This is a genomic window from Brevibacillus sp. (assembly GCF_003521185.1).
Classification (GTDB): domain Bacteria; phylum Bacillota; class Bacilli; order Brevibacillales; family Brevibacillaceae; genus Brevibacillus; species Brevibacillus parabrevis.
In genome coordinates this window covers 1-16,843 of record NZ_DOTK01000012.1, presented here as the reverse complement: position 1 = coordinate 16,843, position 16,843 = coordinate 1, and the positions used below count along the sequence as shown (strand labels likewise).

General features: G+C 55.8%; 15 protein-coding genes. 14 read left to right on the top strand and 1 reads right to left on the bottom strand.

Annotated elements, in window-relative coordinates:
• The first annotated feature begins 245 nt into the window (after nucleotides 1-245).
• The 6 genes from DEP07_RS03155 to DEP07_RS03130 are packed head-to-tail and all read left to right on the top strand — an operon-like array spanning nucleotide 246 to nucleotide 6,480.
• Nucleotides 246-1,910: a peptide ABC transporter substrate-binding protein gene (locus DEP07_RS03155; RefSeq protein WP_122965991.1), complete on the top strand. Its 1,665-nt coding sequence runs from the start codon at nucleotides 246-248 to the stop codon at nucleotides 1,908-1,910.
• A gap of 21 nt (nucleotides 1,911-1,931) precedes the next feature.
• Entirely contained in the window at nucleotides 1,932-3,071 is a 1,140-nt protein-coding gene (locus DEP07_RS03150; RefSeq protein WP_122965990.1) for a branched-chain amino acid ABC transporter substrate-binding protein, read from the top strand.
• 49 nt (nucleotides 3,072-3,120) lie between these two features.
• On the top strand, nucleotides 3,121-4,023 hold the full coding sequence (locus DEP07_RS03145; RefSeq protein WP_122965989.1) for a branched-chain amino acid ABC transporter permease: 903 nt from the start codon (nucleotides 3,121-3,123) through the stop codon (nucleotides 4,021-4,023).
• Nucleotides 4,024-4,026: 3 nt separating this feature from the next.
• Complete coding sequence (locus DEP07_RS03140; protein ID WP_122965988.1) at nucleotides 4,027-5,031, top strand: branched-chain amino acid ABC transporter permease; 1,005 nt, start codon at nucleotides 4,027-4,029, stop codon at nucleotides 5,029-5,031.
• A complete protein-coding gene (locus tag DEP07_RS03135; RefSeq protein WP_122965987.1) occupies nucleotides 4,997-5,767 on the top strand; it encodes an ABC transporter ATP-binding protein in 771 nt (256 codons plus the stop codon). The genes DEP07_RS03140 and DEP07_RS03135 overlap by 35 nt, the downstream gene beginning before the upstream one ends.
• Nucleotides 5,764-6,480 (top strand): ABC transporter ATP-binding protein, encoded by a 717-nt coding sequence (locus DEP07_RS03130; RefSeq protein ID WP_274874220.1) that lies wholly within the window; start codon nucleotides 5,764-5,766, stop codon nucleotides 6,478-6,480. The genes DEP07_RS03135 and DEP07_RS03130 overlap by 4 nt, the downstream gene beginning before the upstream one ends.
• A 321-nt stretch (nucleotides 6,481-6,801) precedes the next feature.
• Here the strand turns inward: DEP07_RS03130 and DEP07_RS03125 are convergent, their stop codons facing one another.
• The gene (locus tag DEP07_RS03125; protein WP_122965985.1) at nucleotides 6,802-8,511 is read right to left on the bottom strand and encodes a sigma-54 interaction domain-containing protein; all 1,710 of its coding nucleotides are present in this window, start codon (nucleotides 8,509-8,511) and stop codon (nucleotides 6,802-6,804) included.
• A 189-nt stretch (nucleotides 8,512-8,700) separates the two neighbouring features.
• On the opposite strand from DEP07_RS03125, the gene DEP07_RS03120 reads away from it, so the two are divergent.
• The 8 genes from DEP07_RS03120 (at nucleotide 8,701) to nagB (ending at nucleotide 16,800) form a co-directional block, all read left to right on the top strand.
• Nucleotides 8,701-9,894, top strand: coding sequence for an NAD(P)/FAD-dependent oxidoreductase (locus tag DEP07_RS03120; protein WP_122965984.1), 1,194 nt, complete (start codon nucleotides 8,701-8,703; stop codon nucleotides 9,892-9,894).
• A complete protein-coding gene (locus DEP07_RS03115; protein WP_122965983.1) occupies nucleotides 9,891-10,916 on the top strand; it encodes a proline racemase family protein in 1,026 nt (341 codons plus the stop codon). Before DEP07_RS03120 ends, DEP07_RS03115 begins: the two co-directional genes overlap by 4 nt.
• A 28-nt stretch (nucleotides 10,917-10,944) precedes the next feature.
• Complete coding sequence (locus DEP07_RS03110) at nucleotides 10,945-11,829, top strand: dihydrodipicolinate synthase family protein (protein ID WP_122965982.1); 885 nt, start codon at nucleotides 10,945-10,947, stop codon at nucleotides 11,827-11,829.
• A 15-nt stretch (nucleotides 11,830-11,844) separates the two neighbouring features.
• Complete coding sequence (locus DEP07_RS03105) at nucleotides 11,845-13,284, top strand: aldehyde dehydrogenase family protein (protein WP_287102087.1); 1,440 nt, start codon at nucleotides 11,845-11,847, stop codon at nucleotides 13,282-13,284.
• Nucleotides 13,285-13,320: 36 nt separating this feature from the next.
• Nucleotides 13,321-14,325: a proline racemase family protein gene (locus DEP07_RS03100; protein ID WP_122965980.1), complete on the top strand. Its 1,005-nt coding sequence runs from the start codon at nucleotides 13,321-13,323 to the stop codon at nucleotides 14,323-14,325.
• A 157-nt stretch (nucleotides 14,326-14,482) separates the two neighbouring features.
• Nucleotides 14,483-14,848, top strand: a complete 366-nt coding sequence (locus DEP07_RS03095; RefSeq protein WP_122965979.1) for a YisL family protein — start codon at nucleotides 14,483-14,485, stop codon at nucleotides 14,846-14,848.
• A 296-nt stretch (nucleotides 14,849-15,144) separates the two neighbouring features.
• Nucleotides 15,145-16,026 (top strand): MurR/RpiR family transcriptional regulator, encoded by an 882-nt coding sequence (locus tag DEP07_RS03090; protein ID WP_173598147.1) that lies wholly within the window; start codon nucleotides 15,145-15,147, stop codon nucleotides 16,024-16,026.
• A 15-nt stretch (nucleotides 16,027-16,041) separates the two neighbouring features.
• Nucleotides 16,042-16,800 carry a glucosamine-6-phosphate deaminase gene (gene nagB / locus DEP07_RS03085; RefSeq protein WP_122965976.1) on the top strand — a complete coding sequence of 253 codons (759 nt, stop codon included), beginning with the start codon at nucleotides 16,042-16,044 and terminating at the stop codon, nucleotides 16,798-16,800.
• Nucleotides 16,801-16,843 lie beyond the last annotated feature (43 nt).

Genomic DNA, 16,843 nt, shown 5'->3' with positions numbered 1-16,843 from the left:
CTACTTGACAGGGGGCACTTCAGTAGCGAAAAGTCGAGGGTCTTTTCCTATGCAAATCTGCTCCAAGCCATATTCCAGACAACAGTGTCTAACAAATGAAACAGCGCATCTGTCCATGTGTACAAATGTTTATACACTATTCACCCGTGTGTCAAAAATCCCCGCATATTTCCATTTGGCACACATGTTGCATTTTCAGTATTTTGCAAAATTTGCAACAGTTCATAAGAAGAGGGGTTGATCGCGTGAAAAAAAGCATGTTTGCATTAGTCAGCAGTATCGCGGTACTGGGGGTAGCACTCGCAGGTTGCGGGGGAGGGCAGCAAGCCGCCCAGCCGACGAGCCAGCCAGCACAATCTGGACAAGCACAAGGCAATGCGCAGCCTGCACCAGCGGAAAAGCCGAAAGAGGCGCAAGTCTTGCGCTGGAATTTGCACTCCGAGCCGCCGACAGGCGATCCGGGACTGGCTGAGGATACGACATCAGCCGCAATCGTGAAGGCGCTCTTTGACGGGCTGACCCGCATCGGGCCTTCCGGAAAGCCAGAGGAGGCAGTAGCAGAAAAAATCGAAGTATCTCCTGATTTGAAAACGTATACATTCAAGCTGCGCGACTCGAAATGGAGCAACGGCGATCCCGTAACCGCCCATGACTTCGTCTACGCCTGGAAACGTGCCCTCGACCCCAAGACAGCTTCGAATTACGCCTACCAGCTGTACTACATCAAAAACGCGGAAAAAGCGAACAAAGGCAATGGCAGCCTGGACGAAGTCGGGGTCAAAGCGCTTGATGACAAGACATTGCAAGTGGAGCTTGCCAATCCGACGCCGTTTTTCCTGGAGCTGACCGCCTTCCAAACTTATTTCCCGGTAAATAAAAAAGTGATTGAATCATCGGCGACCTGGGCAGGCGATGCCAAGACGCATGTCGGAAACGGCCCGTTCAAGATGGAAACATGGGAGCACAAGAGCAAGATGGTCATGGTCAAAAACGAGAACTATTGGGACAAAGACAGCGTCAAGCTCGACAAAATCGAGTTTTCCATGGTAGAGGACGAGAATACGGAGCTGTCCATGTTCGAGAACGGCGAAATTGACTGGGCAGGCGCTCCGCTTAGCTCTTTGCCGACCGATGCCATGCCAGCCTTGAAAGACAGCGGCAAGCTGCAAGTAAAACCAGTCGGCGCGACGTACTGGTACAAGTTCAATACAGAGCAACCTCCTTTTCATAACGTGAAAATCCGCAAAGCGTTCGCCTATGCGATCAACCGCCAAATTCTCATCGACAACGTTCTCCAGGCCAACCAGCAGCCAGCCATGGGGGCCGTTCCGCCAACGATGGCCCTCAACCCGGATGGATACTTCAAAGACAACGATCTGGAGACAGCGAAAAAGCTGCTCGAAGAGGGCATGAAAGAACAGGGCCTGTCCAAGCTCCCACCTGTAACACTCGTTTACAACACGTCCGAAGGTCACAAAAAAATCGCCGAGGCCATTCAGGATCAATGGCGCAAAAATCTCGGTGTGGAAGTGAAGCTGGAAAACCAGGAGTGGAAAGTCTACCTGGAAACGATGCACGAAGGAAACTATCAAGTAGGGCGCCTTGGCTGGTCCGGCGATTTCAACGATCCGATCAACTTCCTGGAGCTGTTCAAGGAAAAGGACGGCGGAAACAACGACACGCGCTGGGAAAATCCGAAATTCAAGGAATTGCTGAACCAGTCTGCGACAGAGGGTGATCCGGACAAACGCAAGGCGATTTTGCGGGAAGCCGAGCAAATCATGATGGATGAAATGCCGATCATGCCGATCTACTTTTACACGCATACATGGGTGAAAAACGACAAGGTAAAAGGAGTCTTCCAGGACGGATTGGGCGCAATCGACTGGAAATGGACGTCGATCGAATAACAAGTGAATGGGGGAAGGTCTATGAAAAAATGGGGCAGTGTAGTGGTTGCAGCGTTGCTTAGTCTGTCGCTCGCCGTTGCGGGATGTGCGAACCAGGGCCAAGGTGCAGCGGACGCCAATGAAATCCTGGTCGGCGTGCTTTTGCCAGTGACGGGAAACAACGCAACAGATGGGAAAGACATGCAAAACGCCATCGAAATGGCTGTGAAAAAAGTGAATGACAGCGGCGGCGTGCTTGGAAAAAAGCTGAAAATCGAAGTCGCGGATGACGGATGCGATCCGCAAATGGCAACGACCGCAGCGAACAAGCTTGTCTCGCAAAATGTAGTCGCAGTCGTGGGCGGCTACTGCTCCGGTGCTACGCTTCCTTCTTCCGGTGTGTTCAAAAATGCGAATATCCCGATGATCGTCCCGGCAGCCAACTCGGCAAAATTGCCAGCCCAAGGTTATGACACCCTGTTTTTGATCAATGGCCTAACCCCAGACCAAGCCCAAACCGCAGCAGATTACATGGCAGCCAACCAGGCCAAAAAAGTCGCTCTCATTCACGACAACTCCGCTTATGCCAAAGACCTCGCCGACTTCGCCAAAGCTGCCGTGGAAAAGAGCGGCGGCACCGTCATCGCCTATGAAGCGATCAATCCCGAAGAAAAAGATTTCAGCGCGCTCGTCACCAAGCTGAAAGGTTTGCAGCCAGACGCCACCTATTTTACCGGCTACTATGCGGCTGGCGGGCTGTTGGTCAAACAGTTCAAGCAAAAAGCAGTACCGGGCCTGTTCCTCGTAGGCGACGGATCGTTCAGCGAGGACGTCATCAAAATCGCCGGAGCGGACAACGCAGAGGGGCTGTTGATTACGGCTACGCCGACTGCTGAATTTATCGAGGGCGCAGAAGCCTTCACCACCGAATACAAGCAAACGTACAACAACCTTGCTCCTGGGCCGTTCTCTGCGCTCAGCTACAACGCGGTTAATTTGCTGGCAGATGCCTTGAAACGGGCCAACTCGACAGAGCGCGATGCGATCAAGAAGGCGCTCAAGGAAACGAAAGACTTCCAAGCTCTCGGTCAAACGATCTCTTTCAACGCGCAAAACACGCTCGATACTTCCAACTTTGCTGTGCTCAAAGTGACAGGTGGCAAATTCATATTGGCGAAATAGGGCCGCCAGAGCAAGGAAGAGGTCATTCAGGCAAAGGGGTGGTGATGGAATGGAGATTCTGGTCCAAACGCTGGCAGACGGTTTGGTCATCGGCGCGTTTTACAGTTTGATCGCTCTCGGCTACACGATGGTTTTTGGCATCATCAAGCTGCTCAATTTTGCTCATGGCGACTTGTACATGCTCGGCGCATTCGTCGGCTACAGCTTGCTCAGCATGATTGGCGGCGGCGATTCCGGCATGGGGCTGTTCGGGATACTCGTCGTACTGCTGTTGACGATGGTGATTGTCGGCATTGCCGGGATGGGGATTGAGCGGATTGCTTACCGTCCGCTGCTCCTTGCTCCCAGACTGTCGATCCTGATTACCGCAATTGGCGTATCCCTTTTTCTGGAAAATGGCGCGATGATCGCCTGGGGCGCACAGTATCAGGTGTATCCGTTGCAACTGTCGCATGCCGGAATCAATTTGTTCGGGGCTACGATCACGTATACCCAGATCGGGCTTGTGCTCATCTCGGCATTGCTGATGCTCGGGCTGCATCTGTTCATCAACCGGACGCTTTACGGAAAAGCGATGCGGGCCATCGCGCACGATCAGACGGCGTGTCAGCTGATGGGCATTAACGTGCACAAAGTCATCGGACTTACTTTTTTTATCGGAGCTTCACTGGCGGCGGGGGCAGGGACGATGGCTGGCGCTTATTACGGAACCGTCAATTTCATGATGGGCTTTATCATCGGGCTTAAAGCGTTTACAGCCGCTGTGCTTGGCGGGATCGGCAGCATTCCGGGAGCGATGCTCGGCGGGCTTTTGCTTGGCTTGATGGAGACGGCGGGCACTTTTGTATTCGGTGGATCGTGGAAAGATGTCGTCGCCTTTTCGCTCCTGATCTTGATCCTGGTGCTCAAGCCGACGGGCATCATGGGCGAGAAAGTGACAGAGAGGATGTAGCCGATGAACGGATATCGCAAAAAGCTGCCTGTCGTCCTGTTGCTGCTTGTCGCCGCCATCCTGCCGTTTCTCGCCAATAATTACTGGCTCGATGTGGCGACACTCGCCTTGTTTTACATCGTTTTGGCTCAGGGGCTGAATGTGGTCGTCGGCTTTGCCGGCCTGCTTGACCTCGGCTACGCGGCGTTTTTCGCTGTTGGAGCTTATACGACGGGAATCTTGATGACGGTTTACGGCTGGTCGTTTTGGCTGACTTTGCCCGTGTCGATTGCGCTTGCTGCTGTCGTCGGGGTTATCATTGGCGCTCCGACTCTGCGGCTGCGCAGCGATTACTTGGCGATCGTCACACTCGGTTTCGGGGAAATCATTCGTCTATTGGCGATCAACTTGAGCATAACAGGTTCGGCTTCCGGCATTTACGGCATTCCGCGACCGTCCATCGGGAGCTATGTGCTTGCGGGACAGCTTGATTTTTACTATCTGATTCTCGTCATTGCCATCTTGGCTGTGCTCGCGGTCAAGCGGCTGGGAACGTCGCGGATCGGCAGGGCGTGGATGTACATTCGCGAGGATGAGGACGCAGCCGAGGCCATGGGCATCAATCGGATCAACATGAAGCTGTTGGCTTACTCCATCGGAGCGGTCATCGGCAGTTTGGCAGGTTCTGTGTTCGCCGTCAAAATGAGTGCGATTGCCCCGCTCAGTTTCAGCTTTACGCAGTCGATCATGATTTTGCTCGCGGTCGTGCTCGGAGGCTTGGGCAGCATCCCGGGTGTCGTCCTGGGCGCTGTGCTGGTCATCACCTTGCCTGAACTGCTTCGCTCAGTGGAAGACTGGCGCTATCTGATCTTTGGGATCGCGCTGGTGGCGATGATGCTGTTTCGTCCACAAGGGCTGTGGCCCGCCCGATACGATGCAGGGCAAGCAGCCAGCGGGGAAACAGAAGCAGCGCTTTCGGGAAGGGGGGACGACGATGTCAACGTTGACGCTGAAAAATGTAACGCTTAAATTCGGCGGCCTTGTGGCTGTCAACGACTTGACAGTCCAGATCGGTGCAGGCTCGATCACGAGCATGATCGGCCCGAATGGCGCGGGAAAAACGTCTGTCTTCAACATGATCACGGGCTTTTACAAACCGACAGCGGGGCAGATTTTGCTGGACGGACAAAATCTGGTCGGGAAAAAGCCAAGCCAGATCACTCGCCTCGGACTGGCGCGCACTTTTCAAAACTTGCGGCTGTTTCCGAACTTGACGGTTTTGGACAATGTCAAGGCAGGCATGCACAGCCGCACGAAGCAAGCGGTCTGGGGAGCGCTGTGGCATACGCGGGCACAGCGTCAGGAAGAACGCTTGATCGAGCAGACGGCGCTGGACTGCTTGCGCTTTGTCGGCATGGAACAAGATTGCGCGCGGATCGCGAAAAATTTGCCGTACGGAGCGCAGCGGTATTTGGAAATTGCCCGCGCGCTGGCGACGCAGCCGAAGCTTCTGCTTCTCGACGAACCTGCCGCTGGACTGAACTATGAGGAAAAAGAGGCGTTGATCGGGTTGATCCGCAGCATCCGCGACACGTATGGGCTGACCGTCCTGATCATTGAGCACGACATGGGCTTGATCAAAAAAATATCGGATCACGTCGTTGTTCTGGATTATGGGCAAAAAATCGCGGAGGGCGTTCCGGAAGCTGTCCTGAACAACCCGCGGGTGGTCGAAGCGTACCTGGGGAAGGAGGAGGCAGTGTGACGGCACTTTTGACGATTGAAAGCCTCCAGGCGCATTACGGGAAAATCGCGGCGCTCAAAGGGATCAGCCTGCAAGTGAACCAGGGGGAGATCGTCGCGCTTCTCGGCAGCAACGGAGCGGGCAAAAGCACCACGCTGAAAGCGATCTCCGGGATTGTCCGGCCGACGAGCGGCGAGATTGCTTTGGCCGGCAAAAGTCTGGTCGGCTGCGCCCCGCATCAAATCGTGGAAGCAGGTGTCATCCATGTTCCGGAAGGGCGGCGGATCTTTGCCGGACTGACCGTGCGCGAAAATCTGGAGCTTGGCGGATTTACGAAGAGACGAGAGAAGGCGGCCGCCAAGGAAGGGATCGAGCAAGCTTTTGCCTTGTTTCCCCGCTTGCAGGAGCGAAGTCAACAGCTGGGAGGAACGCTGAGCGGCGGCGAGCAGCAAATGCTGGCGATTTGCCGCGCTTTGATGGCGCGACCGAAGCTGTTGATGCTGGATGAGCCGTCGATGGGGCTGGCCCCGATTATTGTGCAAGAGATCATGAACATAATCAAGGAAATCAACAGGCAAGGCACGACGATTTTATTGATCGAGCAAAATGCCAAGGCAGCGCTCAAGCTTGCCCATCGCGGCTATGTGATGGAGACGGGGCGCATTGTGATGGAAAATACGGCAGACGTGCTGCGCACAGACGATTCGATCGTCAAGGCGTACCTGGGCGCGTGAGTCAGTCAGGCAGTCAGGAAAAGGCTGTTCTCCAACGACAAAGGAGGAATCAACCGTGGAATTGATTCGCATTTTGTCTGAGTTGTTGCCGCCCAAAGAGGGGCGAAGCTGCCGGGAGCTGCGCGGGTGTTTTCGCCGTTTTTTTCAGCGCAAAAAGGCGGGCAGGCGACGTTAGCCCAAGCAGGCCCGTTTTGCATTCGCGCTGCTGTAAACCACGCCGCAAAAACGCAAAAACCAACCTCCCGTTTCACACGGCAAAGTGAGACGGGAGGTTGATTTTCACAAGACGAGGTACGAGCGAGCTTCGCCTTTCGCGCTGGATTATTTGTTCAGTTTGTTGTACAAAGTCGCGCGGGAAATGCCGAGTCTTTTGGCAGCGGCCTGCTTGTTGCCGTTTTCCAGCTCGATCGCGCGCAGGATGACGCGCCGTTCATGCGCTTCCAGTTCTTCCTGCAAAGAAAACAGGTCGTCCGGCAGCTCGACGGGCAACTGCTTGGCCTGGCTTTGCACAGAGTACGGCAAGTCTTCCTCGCGGATCGTTCCGTCCGTAGCAAAAACGACCAGCCGCTCGATGGCATTGCGCAGTTCGCGAATATTGCCCGGCCAGTCGTATTGCAGCAAATTTTGCATGACGTTTTGCGAGATGGCGTGGATCGGCCGATTGTAGCGCAAGGAAAACTCGTAGAGAAAAAAGTGGGCCAGCTCGACTGTGTCTTCGATCCGCTGCCGCAAAGGCGGGATGGCGAGGGTGACGACATTGAGCCGATAATACAAGTCCTCGCGAAACTTTCCTTCACGGATCATTTCCTCCAAGTTTTTGTTGGTGGCGGCCACTATGCGAAAATCGGCTTCGATCTGCTTCGTTCCTCCCACAGGGTAATACTTTTTCTCCTGGAGGACGCGGAGCAGCTTGACTTGCATGTCGAGCGGCATTTCGCCCACTTCGTCGAGAAACAGCGTTCCGCCGCGGGCCAGCTCAATCATCCCTTTTTTGCCTTTTTGATCAGCGCCGGAGAAAGCTCCCTTTTCATAGCCGAACAGCTCGCTCTCAAAAAGGGTGGGGGAGATCGCTCCGCAGTTGATCGCGATAAAAGGAGCGTTTGCGCCTTCGCGCACATCGTGCACCGCCTTGGCGAACAGCTCTTTGCCGACGCCGCTCTCCCCGATAATCAGCACGGTCGCCTGGGTCGAGCCGAGCTTTTGGATCATCGACTTGATCTGGCGGATGGCGAGGCTGGTTCCTTTGATGTGCTGGAACGGATCGGGAGTGGAGCTGAGCTTCGCCATTTCCTGCTGCAAATGATTCACTTTTTTGTTCGCCTTCAACAGTTCCTGATTCAGGCGAACCTGGCTGGTAATATCGGTCTCAGCGGCAACAGCGCCGATGATTGTATCGTGCAAATAAATCGGTTTCGTATTGATGAGGACGACGAGGTCTTCTCGCGGCTGATGCTGATGGCGGTAGAGCGATTGCCCGTTATGCAGCGATTTGAGCGTCTCCAGCATGTCGAGCGGGAAAAAGTCCGTGATCGGCCGCCCGACGATGTCTTTGGCCTTCAGCGAAAAAATGCGCTCCGCACCTTCCGTCCAGACCATGACGCGAGCTTTTTCGTCGATGACGGAGATCGAGGCGTCCATCGTCTGGATCATCGTCTCAAAATAAGCCTCCAAAATTTCATAAGAGGTAAAAACGGCACGGAGAACAGTCGGGCGGTCGAGATATCCGACAGGTTCCCCTTGGTCATCGGTGACGAGCACATAGCTGTGGGTGCCGAGCAGTTGGATCGCAGCAGGAAGCGGAGCAGCAACAGTCAGGACGCCGACCTGTTCCCATGCGGCTGGCGGCTTGCTTTCGTCGGCAAAAATGTCGGCGTCCGTAGACGCGAGCGTACAGGCGTGCCAGCCGGAAGATAGCGGGGCAAACGCAATCGGTACGGTTCCTTTCGAGGGCAGCAAAGAAAGCGGTTGCTCCCGGTAAATCTGCATGTTCGTCTGGATCAGCTCGGCAATGCCAGGCAGCTTATGGTTCATCCCGATCATTCCTTTTGGAAGAGTGTATAAAAATGTAAACACTTTCTCGAATATTATACATTCGCTTGTTGAGTTGTAAAAGAATTTAGACAAAAATTTTGCGGATGTTCGCTCCTTTTGGTTGGCACGGCATTTGCAAAAATAAACAAGTGCAACGATTTTACGAAAAGCTTTTGAGGAGAATCAGCCATGACAAGACAAACCCATGCGCAGATTGCGGTAATCGGCGGCGGCATTATCGGGGCGGCGATTGCCTACTACACAGCCAAGGCTGGACTGGATGTGGTCGTGCTGGAAAAAGGCGAGCTGGCGTCAGGGACGTCCTCGCGCTGCGACGGCAACATTTTGGCGATCGACAAAGACCCCGGCTTCGACAGCCAGATGTCCTTGCAAAGCCAGATGCTCGTCGACCAGCTGACCCGGGAGCTGGAGCATTCGTTTGAATATCGGGCTTTGGGCAGCATTCTCGTCTGCGAGTCAGAGGCGGAAATGGAAGCAGCAGCGCAGTGGGTGCGACGGCAAAAGGAAGCCGGGCTGCCTTTTCGGATGCTGGATCGCCAGGACATTCGCCAGGAGTCGCCTTACTTTGCCGACGACTTGCTGGGAGGTTTGGAGTGCGCGACCGACTCTACTGTGAATCCGTACATGCTGACCTTTGCGCTGTTTGAAGGCGCGAAAAAGCACGGGGCAAAAATCATGCGGCGTACCGAGGTCAAGGCGCTGCGCCGCGATCAGGCGACGGGAACGTTTCAGCTCGAACTGAATACGGGCGCGATGACAGCGCAGCAGGTGGTCAATGCAGCGGGAGTGTGGGCGCCTTTCATCGGGCAGATGGTCGGAGTCGACATTCCGGTCGTGCCGCGAAAAGGACACTTGATCGTCGCGTCCAGACAGCTTCCGGTCGGGATGCGCAAGGTGATGGAGTTTGGCTACTTGATCTCCAAATTCGGCGGAGTGCGCCAGGTCGATGCCGAGACGGAAAAATACGGGGTTGCGCTGGTGTTCGAGCCGACAGAGAGTCAAAACTTTTTGATCGGATCGAGCCGCCAGTTCGTCGGCTTTGACACGCGAATCGATCTGAACGTGGTGCGCTGCATGGCGAGAAGGGCGCTGCGCTTTTATCCGAAAATCGCTGACTTTGCCATGATCCGTACGTATTGCGGGTTGCGCCCGTGGACGGAGGATCATTTGCCGATCATCTCGCGCGTCGAGGAAGTGCCCGGCTTTTTTATCGCGGCTGGACATGAAGGGGATGGGATCAGCCTGGCGGCGGTCACAGGCAAGCTGATGTCCGAAATGCTACAGGGACAGTCGGACACGATCATCCCCACCGAACCGCTTCGCCACGACCGATTCACGAAGAAAGAGGTGCTGCATCCATGAAAGCAGCCAGAGTGTTTACGACTGTGGACACGCATACGGGCGGCAATCCGACCCGCACGGTCATCAGCGGTCTGCCGAAGCTCCAGGGGGAGACGATGGCGGACAAAATGCTGCACATGCAAAAAGAGTACGACTGGATTCGCACCCTGCTGATGTACGAGCCGCGCGGCCATGACGTCATGTCTGGCGCTCTCGTGGTGGAGCCGTGCCACCCGGAAGCGGACGTGGGGGTGATCTACATCGAGACGGGCGGTTACTTGCCGATGTGCGGGCATGACACAATCGGGCTTTGCACAGCGTTGGTGGAAACCGGAATGATTCCGGTAAGCGAGCCGCTGACGAGATTGAAACTGGATACGCCAGCAGGCTTGGTCGAGGTGGAAATCCAGGTTGAGGGGGGAAAGGCGAAGCAGGTGTCGTTTACGAACATTCCTGCCTTTCTCTACAAGCAAGATGTCAGCGTCACAGTGGAAGGGATCGGTACGGTTACATGCGACATCGCCTACGGTGGCAATTTTTACGCGATTACGGACGCGCGGGCGCTGGGACTCGAACTGGCTCCGGGAAATGCCTCTGTGATCGTCGACACGGCTGTGCGCATTCGCAAAGCGATCAACCAGTCCCTGGAAGTCGTCCATCCGGCGAAGCCGTTCATCCGCGGCTTGACGCACGTGGAGTTTTACACGGACCCGAGCGCGCCGGAAGCAGATGTCAAAAACACGGTCGTCGTGCCGCCAGGTGGAATTGACCGTTCTCCGTGCGGCACAGGCACATCCGCGAAGCTGGCTACGCTGTTTGCCAAAGGCGAGATCGGGCTGGACGAACCATTTGTCCATGAGAGCATCGTCGGCTCGCTGTTTACAGGAAAAGTGCTGGCGGTTGCGGAGGAAGGCGGACTTCCCGCTGTCGTGACAACCATTGCTGGCAGCGCCTGGCTGATGGGCAAGCACACGATTTTTTACAATCCTGAAGATGAGCTGGCAAACGGCTTTTTGCTGATTCCGGCGGCCACAGACCATTAAATACAAAAAGTTGAGAGGAGAATGAACGATGGGAAGATTTGAAGGGGTATACGTAGCGATTGTCACGCCATTTACTAGCGATTACGAGGTGGATTACAAGCGGCTGACAGAGCTGTGCGACTGGCTGATTCAGGAAGGAGTCAACGGTTTGGTGCCGTCCGGTTCCTTGGGTGAATACGCCACGATGACAGGCGAGGAGCGGGCCAAAGTCATCCATACGGTGATTGCAGCAGCAAAAGGCCGCGTTCCGGTCGTAGTCGGCTCGGCAGCGCCGTCGACCCGTCAGGCAGTGGAGTGGGTGCAATTTTCCAAAGACGCAGGCGCAGCCGGGGTGATGGCTTTGCCGCCGATCAACTACAAGCCGCTGGAAAACGAAGTGTTCGCGCATTACGAAGCGCTGAACACGGTCGGATTGCCGATTATCGCTTACAACAACCCGCACGATTACAAGATCGACCTGACCCCGGATATTTTGGCGCGGCTGGCGAAGTTTGAAAACGTGGTAGCTGTCAAAGAGTTTTCCGGGGATGTGCGTCGCATGCAGGACATTCTCGCCCAGACAGACCTGGAAGTGATGGTCGGCGTGGACGATTTGGTGATGGAGGGCGGCTTGATCGGAGCGACGGGCTGGATCGCCGGCGTGCCGAATGCTTTGCCAAAAGAAGGCGTGGAGCTGTTCCGACTCGCGCGCGCAGGCAAGCTTGCGGAGGCTCAGGCTCTGTACCGCCGACTGCTGCCGCTGTTCCATTACGACGCAAGTCCGCAGCTCGTGCAGTCGATCAAGTACATGATGGAGCTGGCTGGCTTCCCTGTAGGTCCGACTCGCCCACCGCGCCTCCCGCTGGCAGACGACTACTACGCTGGGATTAAAAAGGCGTTTGACTACGCAGTCGGCGCAGCCAGCGGACGATAAGGGGGAAGGGCAGGCATGCACAGCAAAAACTGGATCGGCGGCGAATGGATTACGCCGCACGGAGCCGAGGTGACAGTCAAAAACCCGTCGCGCTTTGCCGAGGAAGTGGGCGTCTTGCACATGTCCGACCGCTCCCACGTATTCGCAGCAGCAGATGCCGCACGTGTGGCGCAAGCCGAGTGGGCGAGGAAAACAGGTGCTGTTCGTGGCGAGGTGTTGTATCAGATGGCTTCCGCTCTGGAGGCTCATGCAGACAGTCTCGCCAGACTCGCGAGCCAGGAGATGGGCAAGCAGCTGGGCGAAATGCGCGGCGAGGTGGCGCGGGGCATCAGTTTGTTGCGCTATTATGCCGGCGAAGGAATGCGGGCCAACGGCAATTTGATCCCGTCTGCGGATACGGATGTTTTGCAGTACAGCCGTCGAGTGCCGCTCGGTGTCGTGGCTGTCATTACGCCGTGGAATTTCCCTGTCGCGATTCCGATTTGGAAGATCGCTCCCGCGTTGATCTGCGGCAATGCCGTCATCTGGAAGCCGGCGGAAAACGGTTCTTTGACCGCGACGCGTCTGGCAGAAATTTTTGCCGAGACGAAGCTGCCGCCAGGAGTGCTCAATCTGGTGATCGGAAAAGGACGGGAAATCGGAACGACTTTGATTGAGGAAGCTGCGGTGGACGCGGTCAGCTTTACTGGCTCGTCCGCGACAGGCAGGCAGATCGCGATTGCTTGCGCGGGACGCAACATCAAATGCCAGACCGAGATGGGCGGAAAAAATGCGGCGGTTGTCCTCGCTGACGCGGATCTGGACAAAACGGTGCCGATCTTGCTCAGCGGGGCATTCCGCTCTGCTGGGCAAAAATGTACGGCGACGAGCCGGATTATTGTGGAAAAGGCGGCTTACGAGCCATTGGTCGAGCGGTTGCAGACAGCTATCTCGCTGTGCAAGGTCGGGGATGCTTCCGATCTGGATGCTTACTTGGGTCCGGTCGCTTCTGCGGCGCAGTACGAGACAGTCGGGCAATACGTGTCTATCGCCCAGTCTGAGGCCCGGTTGATTGCCCAAAGTCCGGCTTATGCGGGAGCGGAGCACGGCTACTTTATCCGTCCGCAAATCGTGGAAGGAGTAGCGGCCGACCACGCTTTGGTTCAGGAGGAAGTGTTCGGGCCGCTGGCTGTGCTTTTGACGGCAGATGGGTTCGACGAGGCAATCGAGCTGTGCAACCAGTCTGTGTACGGGCTGAGCGCTTCGCTGTTTACCCGTGATCTGGCGAGTGCCCACCGCTTTTTGGACTTGGCGCAGGCCGGGATGGTGCGCGTCAATCAGGAGACGGCCGGGGTGGAGTACCAGGCTCCGTTTGGCGGCATGAAGCAGTCCAGCTCGCATACGCGGGAGCAAGGGCAAGCGGCGCTGGACTTTTACAGTGCCACGAAGACATGCGCGATCAAATACGCCTGGTAAACAGCGAAACCTGGCAGGTAAAGGTGTGGGAGGACTATGAACATCCAGCAGTTGTTTACGACCATTGACGCCCATACAGGAGGGGAGCCGCTGCGGATCATCACGGGCGGCATCCCGCCTCTCAAAGGCGAAACGATTTTGGAGAAGCGCCGTTATTTTCGCCAGGAGCTGGATCATATCCGGCGGGTGCTGATGTACGAACCGCGCGGACACCACGGGATGTACGGTTGCGTCATGACGGCTCCCGTCAGCCCGGATGCGGCCTTTGGCGTCCTGTTCATGCACAACGAAGGCTACAGTACGATGTGCGGCCACGGGATCATCGCGGTCGTGACAGCGGCGATCGAGACAGGGATGCTTCGCGTGGCTGATCCGGATGAGCGGATTGTGATCGACAGTCCGGCGGGCCGGATCATCGCGCGTGCCCACACGGATGGAGCGCACGTCCAGTCGGTCGCTTTTGAGAACGTCCCGTCTTTTGTGTTCGCCAAGGATGTGCCGATCGAGTGGGAAGGAAAGCTGTTTTCCGTCGATATCGCCTTTGGCGGAGCTTTTTACGCGGTCGTGCAAGCCAAGGACATCGGTGTCCAGGTCGAAATCGAGCAGCTGGCGACTTTGCAGGAGTGGGGCAGCCGGATCAAGCAGCAGATTGAAGCGAAGCTTGCGGTCGTTCATCCGTTCGAGCCTGAGCTGGCTGGCATTTACGGGGTGATTATCTCGGATGAGCCGCGTGTGCAAGGCTCACACTTGCGCAACGTGACTGTTTTCGCCGACAAGCAGATTGACCGCTCGCCGTGCGGCACAGGTACGGCTGCGCGGGTGGCGACGCTTTTTGCCAGAGGCAAGCTGGCTGTCGGGGAGCGGTTTGTGCACGAAGGGATCGTGGGCAGCCAATTCGTCGGTACCGTACTGGAAACGACGCAGGTAGGCGACTACCCGGCGGTCATTCCGTCCATTGAAGGCCGGGCTTTTATCACAGGTTTGCACCAGTTTGTCGTCGATCCGACTGATCCGTTAAAGGACGGCTTTTTGCTGCGCTAGGCATGGCAGGAGTGGGGAAAAAGGGGCTGCATGATCTGGGCGGCCTCTTTTTCATGCATATAACGGTGTCACAATACTGCCACGCATCCAGGCATCTGCTTTTTTCCGACACTTCTGTTATAATGGCTGGGACAAGTATAAACAAGGGAAAAAGGGGTTGAATTTTGTGCCGTATAAAGCGTTGCTGGAGTCCCACGTGGGTGGTTGGGAAGTCGCGATTGTCCTGTTGATCGTAGCGTACTTCCTCTATCGTGCGGGCAAGGAAAAAGCGGGCAAGATCGTACATATGCTGCTCAGACTCATGATGGTCATTATTCTCGTATCCGGAGCGTGGATGCTGTTTACCGTGCACGCCAGCGAAGTGTATTTCTACGTGAAAGGTCTGCTCGCGATTGTCGCTTTCGGCTTGATCGAGATGTCGCTGGGACGGGCGAAAAGACAGGAAGGCAGCATCGGCTTTTTCATCGGCTGTTTGATCGTGCTGGTCGTAGTCATCATGCTCGGCTACCGTGTATTCGCCTAGTCGTCTGGAAACGGAAATGTATGCATAGAGCTTTCTTTTGCAAGTTGCACGCTTGCAGGGGAAGGCTTTTTTTCATGAAACGGGATATGGCTGCTTGCGGTCAACCAAAAGGTCATGACTGTTTTGTTGCCTGGCCGGGGCTGACGTTGAGGCGGTCGGGCGTTGATCGCGGGACGGGAGCGGAAATTTTGGAGAAACACTCCACTTTATATAAAAGTAATGGCGGATAACTCCTTTTTTGATATAATGACGGTAAGCACGACCAAACGGAGTCACTTTTCAAAAGGAGGCGCAGCATGGCAGGACATACAGAGGAGTTGACCGTTGCCGGAGTCAAGACAAACACCCTTTTGCACATCCAGAGTCTTTTGCCCTCCTTCACGAAATCGGAGCAAAAGGTAGCGAGCATCGTTTTGCAGCAGACAGACAGCGTCATTTATTCTTCTGTGATCGACCTGGCTGAAAAGGCTGGCGTCGGCGAAACGACGGTGCTGCGCTTTTGCCGGAAAATCGGTTTTCGCGGCTATCAGGAGTTCAAGCTGGCGCTCGCGCAGGAGCTGGTTGCACCTGCGAAAAATTTGCACGGCGAAGTAGGCGAGGAAGATTCGCTGGAGACGATGGCGCAAAAAATAACCGCGACGAATCAACAGGCGATTGCCGATACATCTGCCCTGTTCGATCTGGAGCAGATCGAGCGTTGTGTCCAGCTTTTGCAGCAGGCAGGGACGATTCACTTTTACGGAGTAGGAACATCGGCTGTGACGGCGCAGGATGCGAAGTACGCGTTTTTGCGGATCGGACTGCGCGTGGATGCCATGAGTGAATCGCACCTTCAGGCGATGGCGGCAGCTACGCTCGGGCCGGGGGATGTAGCGATCGGGCTGTCTGTTTCCGGGAGCACGAAGGATACGATCGATTCGCTCAAGGTCGCGAAAGAGGCGGGAGCCACGACGATTTGCATTACGCATTACCGCCGCTCGCCGATTACGAGTGTCGCGGATATGACGCTGTTGACCGCCGCACAGGAAGGCCCGTTGCAGGGCGGTTCTCTGGCTGCGAAAATCGCCCAGTTGCACGTGCTGGACGTCATCTGCACGACCATTACGCTGCGCAACAAGGAAAAGGCGCTCACATACAAGGAACGGACAGCGAAAGCCGTATTGGAACGAAAATATTGATTGAGGTGAGAGGAATTGAAACTTGTCATTGTCAAAGATTATCAGGAAATGAGCCGCAAAGCGGCCGAATTGCTTGCCTCTGAGGTGAAGCAGCACCCGCAGACCGTCCTGGGTCTGGCAACGGGCGGCACTCCGGTAGGCATGTACCGGGAGCTGATCAAGCTGCACGAAGACGAAGGGATCGATTTTTCGCAGGCGCAGAGCTTTAATCTGGATGAATATGTCGGGCTGTCTTCGGCGCATCCGCAAAGCTATCGCGCCTATATGCAGGAAAATTTGTTCCAGCACATCAACTTGCCAGCAGACAAAACACACGTCCCAACAGGAGATGCGGTCGATCTGGACAAGGAGTGCGCGCGCTATGAGGAAGCGATTCGCGAAGCGGGCGGTATCGATATTCAAGTGCTTGGCATCGGCAACAACGGTCACATCGGATTCAACGAACCGGGATCTTCCGCGGAGTCGACGACGCGGGTGGTGCAACTGACCGAGAGCACGATTGAGGCGAACGCCCGTTATTTTGCCAGCGTGGAGGAAGTGCCTACGCAAGCGGTTTCCATGGGGATCAAGACGATTCTCGGAGCGAAAAAGGTCGTGCTGTTGGCAAGCGGAGAGGCAAAAGCACAGGCTGTGCGCCTGATGGTGGAGGGCGAGCCGACAGCGGATGTGCCAGCGTCCTTGCTGCAACTTCACCCGGATGTAACGGTCATCGTGGACGAGGCGGCGGCGAGCCAGCTGACTGTCGCTGCGACAAGTGTGGAAAACAAGCGGTAGCCGTCTGGCGCCGCTTGTTTCTTTTGGTGCGCCCAGCATGGGC

What these genes read in the sequence shown, in the direction of transcription:
- DEP07_RS03125 (WP_122965985.1), bottom strand. Translation starts at nt 8,511, where the DNA reads ATGAACCATAAGCTGCCTGGCATTGCCGAGCTGATCCAGACGAACATG.
- DEP07_RS03120 (WP_122965984.1), top strand. Translation starts at nt 8,701, where the DNA reads ATGACAAGACAAACCCATGCGCAGATTGCGGTAATCGGCGGCGGCATT.
- DEP07_RS03100 (WP_122965980.1), top strand. Translation starts at nt 13,321, where the DNA reads ATGAACATCCAGCAGTTGTTTACGACCATTGACGCCCATACAGGAGGG.
- DEP07_RS03150 (WP_122965990.1), top strand. Translation starts at nt 1,932, where the DNA reads ATGAAAAAATGGGGCAGTGTAGTGGTTGCAGCGTTGCTTAGTCTGTCG.
- DEP07_RS03135 (WP_122965987.1), top strand. Translation starts at nt 4,997, where the DNA reads ATGTCAACGTTGACGCTGAAAAATGTAACGCTTAAATTCGGCGGCCTT.
- DEP07_RS03105 (WP_287102087.1), top strand. Translation starts at nt 11,845, where the DNA reads ATGCACAGCAAAAACTGGATCGGCGGCGAATGGATTACGCCGCACGGA.
- DEP07_RS03140 (WP_122965988.1), top strand. Translation starts at nt 4,027, where the DNA reads ATGAACGGATATCGCAAAAAGCTGCCTGTCGTCCTGTTGCTGCTTGTC.
- DEP07_RS03090 (WP_173598147.1), top strand. Translation starts at nt 15,145, where the DNA reads ATGGCAGGACATACAGAGGAGTTGACCGTTGCCGGAGTCAAGACAAAC.
- DEP07_RS03145 (WP_122965989.1), top strand. Translation starts at nt 3,121, where the DNA reads ATGGAGATTCTGGTCCAAACGCTGGCAGACGGTTTGGTCATCGGCGCG.
- DEP07_RS03115 (WP_122965983.1), top strand. Translation starts at nt 9,891, where the DNA reads ATGAAAGCAGCCAGAGTGTTTACGACTGTGGACACGCATACGGGCGGC.
- DEP07_RS03110 (WP_122965982.1), top strand. Translation starts at nt 10,945, where the DNA reads ATGGGAAGATTTGAAGGGGTATACGTAGCGATTGTCACGCCATTTACT.